The sequence below is a fragment of the Sneathiella limimaris genome (genome assembly GCF_012932565.1).
Lineage (GTDB): Bacteria > Pseudomonadota > Alphaproteobacteria > Sneathiellales > Sneathiellaceae > Sneathiella > Sneathiella limimaris.
On record NZ_JABBYJ010000001.1, the window covers coordinates 1,820,895 to 1,834,796 of the forward strand.

Consider the following 13,902-nt stretch of genomic DNA (forward strand, 5'->3'; position numbering starts at 1 on the left):
CTTTTAATCTGGAGTAACATTTCATGGCATCTGCAGCAGAACAAATGGCTTCCAATATGAACTTTGGTGCTTTCTCAAAAGCAACTGAGTTGAAGAAGCGTTTGTGGTTCACGCTTTTTGCGTTGATCGTCTATCGGATCGGGACCTATATCCCTATCCCTGGGGTAGACCCGACTGTTCTTGCCGATGTTTTTTCGCAAAACTCCGGTGGTGTTCTCGGCATGTTCGATGTGTTTGCTGGTGGTGCGCTAGGGCGTATGACCATTTTTGCATTGAACATCATGCCTTATATCTCTGCTTCTATTATCATGCAGCTGATGACCTCCATCTCTCCACAGATGGGACAGTTGAAGAAAGAAGGAGAGCAGGGGCGTAAGAAAATTAACCAATACACCCGTTACGGTACAGTTCTTCTGGCTGCCTTGCAGGGGTATGGTATTGCGGTTGGTCTTGAAGGAATGTCACTTTCAACTGGGCAGTCTGCGGTTGCAGATCCTGGAATGTTCTTCAGAATCACTACAGTCATTACGCTGGTAGGTGGTACTGTATTCCTAATGTGGTTGGGTGAACAGATTACCGCGCGCGGTGTTGGTAACGGAATTTCACTTATTATTTTCTCCGGTATTGTTGCAGCCTTGCCAGGCGCACTTGTCGGAACCTTGGAACTGGGCCGGACAGGCGCACTTTCAACAATCGTAATTCTGACTTTGCTGGTTCTTTCAGTTCTGGTAATCGGCTTCATCGTCTTCATGGAACGCGCCCAGCGCCGGATCCTTGTTCAGTATCCGAAGCGTCAGCGGGGCAACAAGACATATGGTGGTCAGAATTCACATTTGCCATTGAAGCTCAACACAGCTGGCGTGATTCCACCGATTTTTGCCTCATCTCTCCTGTTGATGCCGGCAACAGTTGCAGGTTTCTCTGCAGGCAGTGGACCTGAGTGGCTATCTTCTGTCACGACTCTGGTTGGTCATGGTACGCCGCTATACATGCTGCTGTATATCATCGGGATTGTTTTCTTCTGCTTCTTCTACACTGCTGTTGTGTTTAACCCTGATGACACTGCTGATAATCTGAAGAAGAATGGTGGCTTCGTGCCAGGAATTCGTCCTGGAAAAAGAACATCTGAGTATCTGGATTTCGTTTTGACCAGACTGACTGTTGTAGGCGCAGCCTATCTATCTCTGGTTTGTATTCTTCCTGAGCTTTTGATTTCACAATGGGCAGTCCCGTTTTATTTCGGCGGAACTTCTCTCTTGATTGTTGTATCTGTCACGATGGATACTGTAGCGCAAATACAAAGCCACTTACTGGCACACCAGTATGAAGGGCTTATCAAGAAATCGAATCTCGGGGGGCGACGTAAATGATTCTCATTCTGCTAGGTGCACCAGGAGCCGGAAAAGGCACACAGGCACAAAGACTGCAGGACAAACATGGCATCGTGCAACTTTCTACAGGTGATATGTTGCGCGCTGCTGTTAAAGCAGGCACAGAAATTGGCCTGAAAGCAAAAGCTGTAATGGAACGAGGGGAACTGGTTTCGGATGATATTATGACCGGAATCATTTCTGATCGTTTAGATCAGCCAGACTGTGAAAAAGGTGCAATTCTGGATGGCTTTCCAAGAACGGAAGCCCAGGCGGAAGCCCTTGACAAGATGCTGGCTGAAAAGAATCTGTCACTGAATGTAGTGATTGAGATGAAAACCGACGATGAAGTACTTGTAGAACGGATTACAGGCCGTTATACATGTGCCAATTGTGGGGCTGGTTATCACGATACTTTCCTGAAACCAGCTAAAGAAGGTGTATGCGACAAGTGTGGTGGGACAGAATTTTCCCGTCGCAGTGATGATAAGGCAGAGACTGTAAAGTCCCGGTTGGAAGCCTATCACAAACAAACCGCACCACTTTTACCCTATTATAGGGAAAAGGGCATCCTTAAGCAGGTTGACGGGATGGCCGAAATAGACGAAGTCACACGTCAGATCGAAGGTGTAATTAGTTCGATCTAGGTGTTGACTACTTAGAACAACTTTATATAATCGCGCGCTTCTCAGAGGCGCTCGAGAGAACGGGTCGCTTCGGCCCGAATTTGGTGAATAGGAGAAGCTAGCGTGGCTCGTATTGCTGGTGTTAATATCCCGACGAATAAGCGGGTGCATATTGCCCTGACTTATATTCATGGCATTGGTACAACCAAAGCCAAAGAAATTTGTAAGACTGTAGGTCTTGCTGAAGAAACTCGCGTGAACGCGCTTAGCGATGCTGAAGTCGTTCGCATCCGCGAGGTGATTGATGCTGAACATACTGTGGAAGGTGATCTTCGCCGTGAAACAGCTATGAACATCAAGCGTCTGATGGATCTAGGTTGCTACCGCGGCCTGCGCCATCGTCGTGGCCTGCCAGTGCGCGGCCAACGGACACATACAAATGCCCGTACCCGTAAAGGTCCGGCCAAGCCTATTGCTGGAAAGAAGAAGTAACATGGCACGTGATAAAGCTCGTATTCGCCGCCGTGAACGTAAGAACATCACTTCAGGTGTCGCTCACGTAAGCGCAACCTTTAACAACACCAAAATCATGATCACTGATGCACAGGGCAATGCAATTGCTTGGTCTTCAGCTGGTTCACAGGGTTTTAAAGGTTCTCGGAAATCTACTCCATTCGCCGCGCAGATTGCTGCAGAAGATGCAGGCAAGAAAGCGCAAGAGCATGGAATGAAAACTCTGGAAGTTGAAGTTAAGGGTCCAGGTTCAGGAAGAGAATCAGCTCTTCGTGCCCTGCAGGCAGTTGGCTTTACAATTACTTCCATTCGGGATGTATCTCCGATCCCTCACAATGGTTGTCGCCCACCAAAGCGTCGCCGGGTTTAAGGGGAAGTTGGCAGTACAATCTGTACTGGCTATTTAGAGATGTCGCAGACCCAGAGCGGGTCTGCTTAAGCATGAGGTCAACACCGTGTCTATACCAAAACAAAACTGGAAAGACCTAATCCAGGCGAACCTGACAGTTGAATCGGGTGAACATAGTGGTCGCGAGGCCACCATTGTTGTGGAGCCTCTGGAAAGAGGCTTCGGGCTGACACTCGGAAACGCACTGCGTCGTGTGCTTCTGTCCAGCCTTCGGGGGGCGGCGATTACGTCCATCAGGATCGACAATGTTCTGCACGAATTCTCCTCCATTCCAGGAGTTAGAGAAGACGTCACCGATATCATTCTGAACCTGAAGAAATTGGCGATTCGTAGCCATGCTGAGGGTGCGAAGCGGGTGAGCTTGAAAGCTTCAGGTCCTTGCGCGGTTGTCGCTGGTATGATCGAAACAGGTCCAGATATCGAAATCATGGATCCTGAGAGTGTCATCATGCATTTGGACGATGGTGCAACCATTAACATGGAAATGACCATTAATAGCGGTAAGGGATATGTACCTGGCCCGCAAAACCGTCCAGAAGACGCTCCAATCGGTTTGATCCCGATTGATAGCCTTTACAGCCCGGTCACCAATGTTTCCTACAAAGTGGAAGCAGCGCGTGAAGGTCAAATCCTTGACTATGACAAGCTGACATTGAACGTCCGGACAAACGGAACCGTTGTTCCAGAAGATGCAGTTGCGTTTGCGGCTCGGATCCTGCAGGAGCAATTCCAGCTGTTCATTAACTTCGACGAGCCTGAAGAAACTGTTCAGGAAGAAGAGCAGCAAGAACCAGAAATGAACCGTCATCTGTTTAGAAAAGTTGATGAGTTGGAATTGACAGTACGTTCGACAAACTGCTTGAAGAACGACAACATCACTTACATTGGTGATCTGGTTCAGCGGACAGAAGCAGACATGCTTCGCACACCTAACTTTGGACGGAAATCTCTGAACGAGATTAAAGACGTTCTCGCAGGTATGGGCCTGCACCTCGGAATGGATGTCCCGAACTGGCCACCTGAAAATGTAGAAGAGCTGGCTCGGAAGTATTCTGAAGACTAAGACTTTAACACGCGGACGGGGGAAGGGTCCCCCAACTGCTTTGGAGTAGAATTATGCGGCATCGTAAATCTGGACGTAAGTTCAGCAGAAGTTCATCTCATCGCCAGGCGATGTTTGCCAACATGGCAGCAGCCCTGATCAAGCATGAGCAAATCAAAACAACACTGCCGAAGGCAAAAGATCTTCGTCCGATTGTTGAAAAACTGATCACACTTGGCAAGCGCGGCGACCTGCACGCTCGGCGTCAGCTGTTGGCAGCTGTTTCTGAAAAAGCGACAGTGGACAAGCTGATGACAACTTTGGCAGAACGCTATGCAGAGCGTAACGGTGGTTATACTCGCGTCCTTAAAGCTGGTTTCCGCACAGGCGACGCAGCTCCTATGGGCATCATCGAGTTGGTTGACCGCGACGTTGACGCTAAAGGTCAGGACAGTGGCCCAGTAATGGGTGAAGATGACGAAGTTTTGGAAGCTGAAGCAGTTGCATAACTGACAGACTTCACTAAACGAGAAAAAAGGCAGCCTCTGAGCTGCCTTTTTTGTTGTTCATTTGCTTGGCTCTTATTTGCGCGCCGCACCGCGCAAGATATCAAGAATGATCTCGGTTCCAATCTCAATGAGTAAAATATCTTCATCAACTACGACTCGCTTATACTTGCTCAGTCGATGAGGAAGGCGGGATTGAAGATCACTTGGTAAGTCCCTTTTAGCCACGCCAGGTGGCAGGGTACCGTTTTTTTCCAGCTGCATGGCTAAGCCAGGCGGTAGTTCTTTCTTCTTGGCGAGACCTGGAGGCATTTTCTTGGACCCTTTGGCACCTTTGGATCCAGATTTATGGTCACCATCACGGTCATTCCCGACAATGATGTCATAAAAGTCCCGAATTATCCTTTTCTCCTGATCTGTGAAAAAGGGTTGTGCTAGGTTTCCACTGCTCTTATCTGCAATCATGACCGGTTGGGCGGCAGAAACACTAGGAACAACTTGGAATGTTATGGTCGCTTGAACTGCAGCGACAGCTCCCAATATCATAAGAAACTTCAAGGGTATCTCCAGATCTTGTTAATTGACCTTGAAAAGACTACGGTCCAATTAAGGCAAATTGGTGAGCAACTGTAGATGGTGTGAGCAGCTTGTTTTTCACTATGAGCAAAACAGCGGAAAAATTGAGTGAATCGAAAATGAAAGCGAGACATTTATTAGGGGCATTCTGCCTGTTATTGATTTCCGTGACTACTGTGGTTGCCGAAAATAGACAGGTTCCCAGCAATCGGGATGAGATCACGCTTTCGTTTGCACCGCTTGTCAAAGAAGCCGCGCCAGCTGTCGTCAATATATTCACCAAGAAGCGGGTTAGTCAGCGTGCGCGGCCAAGTATCTTCAATGACCCTTTTTTTGAGCAGTTCTTTGGAAAAGGCTTTAGGACACCTCAAAAGAGGGAAAAAATTCAGAACTCATTGGGCTCTGGAGTGATCGTTAAAAGTGATGGTGTTGTTGTGACAAACTATCATGTGGTAGCAGGCGCTGACGAAATTACCGTTGCCCTGAATGATCGCCGCGAGTTCGAAGCGAGTGTGCTGTTAGAGGATGAAGAGACTGATTTGGCGATCCTGAAAATAAATGTTGAAGATGAAGCGCTTCCCTTTCTGAAGTTTCATGACTCTGATGACCTTGAAATAGGTGATCTTGTAATCGCTATTGGCAATCCTTTCGGTGTGGGTCAAAGCGTCACTAGTGGTATAATTTCTGCTCTAGGCCGAACTACAGGGGCCGCCGCAGATATCGAGAGTTTCATTCAAACTGATGCGGCGATTAACCCAGGAAATTCGGGTGGAGCTCTACTTACAATGGATGGGACCCTCGCTGGAATAAACTCCGCTATTTTTAGTAAAGGGGGAGGTTCTCTTGGTATTGGCTTTGCGATCCCAGCCAATCTTGTGCAGTCAGTCATGGAAAATGGTCTTGCGAGCGGACGTGTTATTAGGCCCTGGCTTGGTGCACAGGGACAAAGCCTGAATAGTGCAATGGCGAAAAGCCTGGGACTAGAGAAACCCCAGGGTGTTTTGATCAGTGAGGTCTATCCAGGAAGTGCTGCCGAGCGGGGTGGTTTGTTGCCCAATGATATTGTCCTTTCTGTCGATGGATATGAGGTTATTGACGAGCGAGCTCTTTTATTCCGTATCTCTACAGGAATTATTGATACAATTGCAGAGCTCGGCATAGTAAGAGATGGCTCCGAGATGACTTTGCAAATACTGTTGAAGCCAGCGCCGGAAATACCTCCGCGAGAGCTGACAGAGTTGAAGGGTTCCCAGCCTCTTGCAGGGATCACTGTTGGGACCTTGTCGCCAGCTTTCGCTCAGGAGATAGGCTTATCCCCCTTCTTATCTGGTGTTGTGATAACAGATATTGAACAAGGTAGTTTTGGTGAAAGACATCGTTTGCGTCCGGGTGACATCATCGTAAGTGTAAACGGAGTGAAGGCAACAACTGGAGTGCAGCTTCAAAGCCTATTGGTAGAGGCAAAAGAGGGTTGGGATATTACGATCCAGCGTAATGGACGCCTAGCCAGTTTGAGAATAAGCCGGTGAGTGATTTGTTTGGAAAAGCGGCTGATGAATTTGGCAAGGGCAGGCCTTTAGCAGATCGTTTGCGTCCGGCCACCCTTGAAGAGGTTGTCGGGCAGGATTATCTTTTAAAGGAAGGTGGGACCCTTCACCGTATGCTGGAAGCAAATTGGTTGCCGTCTTTAATCTTTTGGGGCCCTCCAGGAACAGGCAAGACAACAATCGCTCGGCTGCTGGCAGAAAAAGTGGATCTTTACTTTGAGCAAGTCTCAGCTGTTTTTTCAGGAGTTGCCGACCTTCGAAAGGTTTTTGAGGCGGCAAAGCTGCGCCGGCAAAATGGGAAAGCGACGCTTCTTTTTGTGGATGAAATTCACCGCTTTAATCGCTCGCAACAGGATGGCTTTCTTCCTTATGTCGAGGATGGGACGATCACTCTTGTCGGGGCGACAACAGAAAATCCGTCCTTTGAATTAAATGGGGCGTTGTTGTCTCGGTGTCAGATTCTTGTATTGGAGCGGCACACGGAAAAATCCTTCGAGATTTTGCTGGGAAAAGCTGAAGAACTGGAAGGTCGTAAGATCCCATTGAATGATGAAGCTCGTTTAAAGCTTTTTGATTTGGCGGATGGTGATGGCCGCTTTTTCCTGAATATGGTGGAAACTCTTTTCGCAACGGGTGATCGGCAACTTAATACAGAGGGTCTGCTCAGTGTGGTGTCAAAAAGAGCTCCCGCCTATGACAAGGACCGAGAGGGCCATTACAACCTGATCAGTGCTCTGCACAAATCATTGAGAGGTTCAGATGTGGATGCAGCCCTCTATTGGTTTTCGCGGATGATGGATGGGGGAGAGGATCCACTCTACATTACAAGGCGATTAGTTCGGTTTGCCGTTGAAGATATTGGGATGGCAGATCCCCAAGCGCTTGTTCAAGCAAACGCGGCGAAGGAAGCTTATCAGTTCCTGGGAAGTCCAGAAGGTGATTTAGCAATTGCGCAAGCTGTGATTTATTTGGCGACAGCACCTAAATCCAATGCGGCTTATGCAGCCTTTAAGCTATCCCGCCAGTCTGCCCGAAAAAATGGGTCGCATATGCCACCAAAGCATATCTTGAATGCCCCAACCAATTTGATGAAGGAAATCGGATATGGGACAGGCTATGCTTACGATCATGATGCTGAAGATGGATTTTCCGGTCAGAATTATTTTCCGGATTCAATGAAGCGACAGCAATATTATGCTCCGGTCGAACGCGGTTTTGAGCGGGACATTGGGAAGCGGCTTGACTATTGGGCCCGATTAAGAAAAAAACGTCAGCAAGAAGGAGATGGAAATAAATGATGTATCTCTCCATAGCTGTAGGCGGGGCTGTCGGTGCCTGTGCCCGTTTTGGAATGGGGTCACTTGTGGGTCGTCTTTTGGGGCATGGCTATCCCTTCGGGACACTCATTGTCAATATTCTTGGCTCTTTTTTGATGGGAGCCCTAATTGAATATATGGCGCTTCGTTGGTCTCCTTCGCCTGAAGTTCGAAGCCTTCTGGTAACAGGGTTTTTGGGAGCGTTCACAACTTTTTCAACTTTCTCTTTGGATGTTGCAGTTCAAATGCAGAAAGGAGCGTATTTAGCAGCAGGCGGCTATATTGCAGCCTCTGTCGTTTTTTCTATTGGGGGCCTTTTCGCAGGCCTTTATTTGATGCGTATGGGTTTATCATGAGTAGAGTGCAGCACATAGATGTGACAGAAGCCGAAGCGGACCAACGCTTGGACCGCTGGTTTAAGAACCATTATCCGGGCTTGTCTCATGGCCAGCTTGAGAAGCTCTTGCGCAAAGGGGAAATCCGCGTTGATAAGAAACGGGCTAAGGCTAAAGACAGGCTTGAGGCTGGACAAGTCGTTCGAATCCCTCCGCTGCCTGATGACGCGTTTAATCCGAATGCGGCTAAGAAACGGCCAGAAAAAGAACAATTGACCTTAAGTGATCGTGATATTGCCGAAATTCGCGGAATGATCCTGCACATGGATGATGATGTGATTGTGTTGAACAAGCCCGCTGGCATCCCCGTTCAGGGGGGCAGCAAGCAGCTTCGACATATTGACGGATTATTGGATGGATTGCGCTTTGACTATGATGAGCGACCAAAACTAACTCATCGGCTTGATAAGGACACTTCTGGCGTGCTGGTTATTGGCCGTACTCGTCAAGCGGCAAAACATCTGACCGAAGCCTTCAAGAAGCGCTCAACTCGCAAGATTTATTGGGCTTTGGTTGCTGGTGTGCCGAAGCCTGCTCAGGCAACAATCTCCTATAACCTGACAAAGGTGGTGACGTCCGCTGGTGAAAAGGTTGTAGTGGATCGGGACGGGCAATCCGCAGTGAGCGATTATTCGGTGGTGGAAGTCGCTGGTACGAAAGCGGCCTGGCTTGCGTTGAAGCCGCTGACGGGGAGGACGCATCAGCTCCGTGTTCATTGTGCTGCAATAGAAACGCCTATCGTTGGCGATGGAAAGTACGGTGGAAGTGAAGCCTTCTTGGAAGGCGTAATTTCTCGAAATATGCACCTTCATGCCAGAGAGATTACCATCTCGCATCCTAAAGGGGGAGATTTGACCGTCGTTGCACCTTTAGGACAGCATATGGCAGCTACCTGGAAGTTAATGGGGTTCCATGAAAATGACTATGAAGATCCTTTTGAAGAACTGGGATTTTAGGAAATAGCTGGAATTGCTTACCTTTTGACTTGACTAATCAGGGCTTAGCCATCATTTTTCTTTCATGATGAAAATTGATCGACTGTCAGGACTACTACTACGACTTACTAGCCCGGTACTTTAGGAGTGCCGGGGCACGTTGTCCTTTGTTCTAAAAGACAGTTAATCGAGAACTCAAATGCAGACAATTAAGACCAATTGGTCTGACTTATCACAAATTAAAATTTCAGCAGATTTAAGCGTCCAGAATGGCCATGAGGGCTCATTCGGGGGGCTCTCTCGACTTATGGGCGGTCTTCAGCGTGACACCTGAAAGCTGATGACCGGAAAAACAACAACAAGACCGACGTAATGAGACATTCAGGCAGAGACGAGCTGCCACAAAGACTTGAGGAAACGGAAATGAGTTTTATTCCTGGTGAAAAGTATAAAGCGTTTGAGCCAATTAACTTGCCGGACCGTCAATGGCCAAGCAAAGTTATTGATAAAGCACCGATCTGGTGCAGCGTAGATTTACGAGACGGCAACCAGGCATTGGTTGAGCCGATGGGACATGAAAGAAAGCTAAGGATGTTCCGTCATTTGGTTCATCTGGGTTTCAAGGAAATTGAAGTTGGCTTTCCATCCGCGTCTCAGACCGACTTTGATTTTGTGCGTTACCTGATCGATAACAATGAAATTCCAGATGGTGTCAAAATTCAGGTTTTGACCCAGTCTCGGGAGGAATTAATCACCCGCACGTTTGAATCCATCAAAGGCGCAAAAGAAGCAATCGTCCATCTTTATAACTCCACCTCAACTTTGCAGCGGCGCGTTGTGTTCGATATGGACCGCGAGGGCATCAAGAAAATTGCGATTGAAGGCGCTAAACTCGTCCGCAAACTGGCCGACGAAATGCCTGAAACCAAAGTCCAGATGGAATATTCTCCCGAAAGCTTCACACAGACAGAACTAGATTATGCCTGTGAGGTTTGTTCTGCTGTGAAGGAAATCTGGAAGCCAACCGTCGACAACAAGATTATCTTCAATCTGCCAGCAACGGTCGAGGTGGCAACACCAAACATTTATGCCGACCAAATCGAATGGATGCATCGGAACTTGCCAGATCGAGAGAAGATCATCCTGTCCTTGCATCCGCATAATGACCGCGGCACGGGAGTTGCTGCCGCTGAGTTTGGAATTATGGCGGGCGCTGACCGGGTTGAAGGCACATTGTTTGGTAATGGTGAGCGTACAGGTAATGTGGATGTGATTAACATTGCCATGAATATGTACACACAAGGCGTCAATCCAGAGCTGGACTTCAGCGATATCAACGAAAGTGTTCGAACCGTTGAGTATTGTAACCAGCTGCCAGTTCATCCGCGTCACCCTTATGGCGGCGAGCTGGTGTTTACAGCATTTTCCGGCTCTCACCAGGATGCGATCAAGAAAGGCTTCGCAGCCTTGAAACAGTCCAATAGCGAACTTTGGGAAATTCCGTATTTGCCAATTGATCCTCAGGATCTGGGGCGTAACTATGACGCGGTTATTCGGGTCAATAGTCAGTCTGGTAAAGGTGGTGTTGCTTATCTGTTGCAGGAAGATTATGGCATCGAACTTCCCCGTATGCTGCAGGTTGAATTCAGCAAGACCATTCAAGGCATTACTGATGAGACAGGTAAGGAGCTGTCTTCTGCGTTTATCTATGAAACCTTTGAAAAGGAATACCTTGAAACGGGTGGACCCATTGAGTTCCTGAATCACCAGACTACTGTAGATACAGATTCTGCTGACCGTCGGATGCTGTCAGCGACCATTAGGTATAATGGCGCTGAAAAGACGATTGAAGGAAAAGGAACAGGTCCAATTGATGCCTATATGAACGCTCTGAAGAGCAATTTGGATGTTGACCTTACTGTAAACGACTATCGGGAGCACACTACCGGATTTGGTGCAGATGCTGTTGCCGTTGCCTATGTTGAAATGCGGGATGCGGACGGTAACCCCGTATTCGGTGTTGGGCGTCATGCCAACATTGTGACGGCTTCCTTGAAAGCCATCACAAGCGCGGTCAATCGTGCCAGCAAATAGAACTCTAGAGCATTGAAATTGAAAAGCCCGGTTTTACGCCGGGCTTTTTCTTTTTAAAAATTTGAAAACCCGACCATCAATAACCAACAACCCTGATGCAATAGCGCATAGCCCAATAAGCATGGTGGATGTGATTGTTTCATCTAGAAACAGAAAACCAAGAAGCATTGCAGTAACTGGTATAAGCAGCGTGACTAGGGACGCATTGGTCGAACCAGCAGTTTGGATCAGCCTGAAATAAAGAATGTATGCGAGTGCTGTACTAAAGACAGCGATGCAGATGATCGCAGAGATTGCTTCCCATCCTGATGATACTAAGTAGGTCCAAGGCCTATCCACGATCAGAATAATTGGAAAAAGCCAAAGGCTGGAGGCAGTCACTTGACCCGCTGCTGTTGCGAGTGGGGAAATACCCATGCGTCCAAACCGCCGCCCAAATACGACGGCTATCCCGTATGAGAAACTAGAGCCGAGTATGGCAAGTTGACCCAGGACTTCATTTCCGGAGAAACCGATTTCACCGATCTTTGGACCTAGTAAAATGGCGACACCAATGATCCCAAGGCCAATGCCAACAATACGTTTCAGATTTAATCTCTCCGACGCTTCTGTCGTAGCAAAATGGGCGACAAGGGCAGCAAATAACGGTGTGGTTGCATTTAACACAGAGGTCAGGCTGCTGGTGATTTCGGTTTGACCTGCTACGATAAGGGAGAAGGGGATAACATTATTAATTAGACCCATCGCCAGGAATGAAAGGACAAGCGGCCAACTCCAGGGGATTGAAACTTTTTTCCAGTAAAGGATTAGAATTAGTAAAATCGCCGCTATAAACACTCGGCCAAAAACGACAGTGAAAATGGGAAAGCCGGTCAAGGCAATCTCATTAAAAAAGAACGACCCGCCCCAGAGAAAAGAGAGAAAGGCCAGAAGAAGCCAATTGAATAAAGTCATAACGGATTTCAATCCAATTTCAGGTGATTTATAGATTTGAGAAGCTAGGGGAACTTTGGGTAAAAAGCTTCCCGTTTTCCGTTTTCTTATTCAGGTGACTTCGTAATCGGGATATGAGCAGGTTGTGAGCGCACCCGGGCGAGCCAGGCTCTCACCTCCGGATAGTTTGCCAAATCAAATCCACCTTCTTCAGCGACGTGGGTATAGGCGTAAAGGGCAATATCAGCGATAGTATAGGCGCCGCCAACCAAATAGGGGCTTTTAGATAATTGCTGTTCCATCACGTCTAGGGCAGCATACCCACCTTTCTGCTTTTCAGGCATAAGGGCTTTCTGCTCGGCAGTCATGGTTCCATGAGTGAGCCAAAAGCGGGCAACAGCAATATTGGGCTCATGACTATACTGCTCAAAAAACATCCATTGGAGAGCGCGGGCTTTTTCCAACCGGTCAGTCGGCAGAAATTTTGTTCCTTCAGCTAGATAGTTCAGGATTGCGTTGGATTCCGCCAATGTATCGCCATTCGGCAACTGGAGGAGCGGAATACGCCCATTCGGATTGAGTTTGAGGAAGTCATCCGTTCGGGTTTCCCCCTCAAGGATATCTTTTTCCACATAGGTAAAGGGAATGCCAAGTTGTGTCAGAAGAAGCCGGACTTTGTAGCCATTGCCTGAGGGTAAGAAATCATAGAGTGTATACATGCAGATAAAGCCTTTTATCAGTCGTTCTCGATTTCCTGTCCAGGAAGAAGACTACCCGTATCTATTCAACATGAAAAGTGAGAAATTAATCTCACAGTTGCCAAGGTTGCGGGCTTACATCTTTGACCGAATTTGGTAAAAGAATTGGCTCAATAGTCTAAGTAGGTAGATATATGCATTCCTCTCCATTGAAGCTTGTTGTTTTTGATTGCGATGGAACACTGGTGGACAGTCAGTACAATATTACGCGTTGTATGGAGTTGGCTTTTAACGCTTGCGGTTTGACCCCACCTGATCATCAGGATGTGAGAGGCGTTATAGGCCTTAATTTGGATCGAGCTATCCATCAATTGATGGAAGAGAAAAATGATCCCGAACTGTTGGACAGACTTGTAGGAAACTACAAGGCAGCTTTTCATGACAATCGTCTTCAAGATGATCACGAAGAACCCCTCTTTGAGGGAACTCTTGATGTTCTGGAGGCTCTTGAAAAGGCAGGAGTGCTAATGGCTGTTGCAACGGGTAAGTCGTTACGCGGACTGAATGCTGTTATCGAAATGCATGGGCTGCAGCGTTATTTTACATCTTTGCAAACGCCAGATACCAATCCAGGGAAACCGCATCCACAAATGCTGGAGCAGGCGATGGCGAAAGTGGGAGCTGAAGCCGCAGATACATATATGATTGGCGATACGAGTTTTGATATGATGCTGGCACGAAACGCAGGCTGTCACCCAGTGGGCGTCAATTGGGGATATCATGAGGAAGACATTTTGAAAGCCGCAGGCGCCAGCCACATTTTGTCCACGTATCCAGAGTTGCTCCCTTTGGTTATCAAGTAGCCGGTTGCTTTCAGTCTCTTAGTTTTGCTTGCTTTTTTGATTTTAGGGCTTATAAACCAAACGACTGTTTGCTTTAGTT

At 47.7% G+C, this 13,902-nt stretch carries 15 protein-coding genes; 12 read left to right on the top strand and 3 right to left on the bottom strand.

Going from position 1 to position 13,902, the window contains the following annotated elements; genetic code table 11:
* Positions 1-23 precede the first annotated feature (23 nt).
* From secY to rplQ, 6 genes are all read left to right on the top strand, one after another.
* Positions 24-1,370 (top strand): preprotein translocase subunit SecY, encoded by a 1,347-nt coding sequence (gene secY / locus HH301_RS08820; protein WP_169568533.1) that lies wholly within the window; start codon positions 24-26, stop codon positions 1,368-1,370.
* Positions 1,367-2,017 carry an adenylate kinase gene (locus HH301_RS08825; protein ID WP_169568534.1) on the top strand — a complete coding sequence of 217 codons (651 nt, stop codon included), beginning with the start codon at positions 1,367-1,369 and terminating at the stop codon, positions 2,015-2,017. The genes secY and HH301_RS08825 overlap by 4 nt, the downstream gene beginning before the upstream one ends.
* 102 nt (positions 2,018-2,119) lie before the next feature.
* Complete coding sequence (rpsM, locus tag HH301_RS08830) at positions 2,120-2,488, top strand: 30S ribosomal protein S13 (protein ID WP_169568535.1); 369 nt, start codon at positions 2,120-2,122, stop codon at positions 2,486-2,488.
* A 1-nt stretch (position 2,489) separates the two neighbouring features.
* Complete coding sequence (gene rpsK, locus HH301_RS08835; RefSeq protein WP_169568536.1) at positions 2,490-2,879, top strand: 30S ribosomal protein S11; 390 nt, start codon at positions 2,490-2,492, stop codon at positions 2,877-2,879.
* Between the two features lie 91 nt (positions 2,880-2,970).
* A complete protein-coding gene (locus tag HH301_RS08840; protein ID WP_169569545.1) occupies positions 2,971-3,981 on the top strand; it encodes a DNA-directed RNA polymerase subunit alpha in 1,011 nt (336 codons plus the stop codon).
* A 53-nt stretch (positions 3,982-4,034) separates the two neighbouring features.
* Positions 4,035-4,469 (top strand): 50S ribosomal protein L17, encoded by a 435-nt coding sequence (gene rplQ, locus HH301_RS08845; protein ID WP_169568537.1) that lies wholly within the window; start codon positions 4,035-4,037, stop codon positions 4,467-4,469.
* Positions 4,470-4,541: 72 nt separating this feature from the next.
* On the opposite strand, the gene HH301_RS08850 is transcribed toward rplQ, so the two are convergent.
* Positions 4,542-5,024 (bottom strand): hypothetical protein, encoded by a 483-nt coding sequence (locus tag HH301_RS08850; protein ID WP_169568538.1) that lies wholly within the window; start codon positions 5,022-5,024, stop codon positions 4,542-4,544.
* A 137-nt stretch (positions 5,025-5,161) separates the two neighbouring features.
* On the opposite strand from HH301_RS08850, the gene HH301_RS08855 reads away from it, so the two are divergent.
* The 5 genes from HH301_RS08855 (at position 5,162) to leuA (ending at position 11,329) form a co-directional block, all read left to right on the top strand.
* Positions 5,162-6,571, top strand: a complete 1,410-nt coding sequence (locus tag HH301_RS08855; protein ID WP_169568539.1) for a Do family serine endopeptidase — start codon at positions 5,162-5,164, stop codon at positions 6,569-6,571.
* Positions 6,568-7,887, top strand: coding sequence for an AAA family ATPase (locus HH301_RS08860; RefSeq protein ID WP_169568540.1), 1,320 nt, complete (start codon positions 6,568-6,570; stop codon positions 7,885-7,887). Before HH301_RS08855 ends, HH301_RS08860 begins: the two co-directional genes overlap by 4 nt.
* On the top strand, positions 7,884-8,261 hold the full coding sequence (gene crcB / locus HH301_RS08865; RefSeq protein ID WP_169568541.1) for a fluoride efflux transporter CrcB: 378 nt from the start codon (positions 7,884-7,886) through the stop codon (positions 8,259-8,261). Before HH301_RS08860 ends, crcB begins: the two co-directional genes overlap by 4 nt.
* Positions 8,258-9,256, top strand: coding sequence for an RluA family pseudouridine synthase (locus tag HH301_RS08870; protein WP_169568542.1), 999 nt, complete (start codon positions 8,258-8,260; stop codon positions 9,254-9,256). Before crcB ends, HH301_RS08870 begins: the two co-directional genes overlap by 4 nt.
* Positions 9,257-9,658: 402 nt before the next feature.
* A complete protein-coding gene (leuA, locus tag HH301_RS08875) occupies positions 9,659-11,329 on the top strand; it encodes a 2-isopropylmalate synthase (protein ID WP_169568543.1) in 1,671 nt (556 codons plus the stop codon).
* Positions 11,330-11,362: 33 nt separating this feature from the next.
* Here leuA and HH301_RS08880 read toward each other — a convergent pair whose 3' ends face one another.
* The gene (locus HH301_RS08880; protein ID WP_169568544.1) at positions 11,363-12,283 is read right to left on the bottom strand and encodes a DMT family transporter; all 921 of its coding nucleotides are present in this window, start codon (positions 12,281-12,283) and stop codon (positions 11,363-11,365) included.
* A gap of 86 nt (positions 12,284-12,369) precedes the next feature.
* On the bottom strand, positions 12,370-12,981 hold the full coding sequence (locus HH301_RS08885) for a glutathione S-transferase family protein (protein ID WP_169568545.1): 612 nt from the start codon (positions 12,979-12,981) through the stop codon (positions 12,370-12,372).
* Between the two features lie 173 nt (positions 12,982-13,154).
* Between HH301_RS08885 and HH301_RS08890 the strand changes: the two genes are divergently transcribed.
* Positions 13,155-13,823: an HAD-IA family hydrolase gene (locus tag HH301_RS08890; RefSeq protein ID WP_169568546.1), complete on the top strand. Its 669-nt coding sequence runs from the start codon at positions 13,155-13,157 to the stop codon at positions 13,821-13,823.
* Positions 13,824-13,902: the final 79 nt, after the last annotated feature.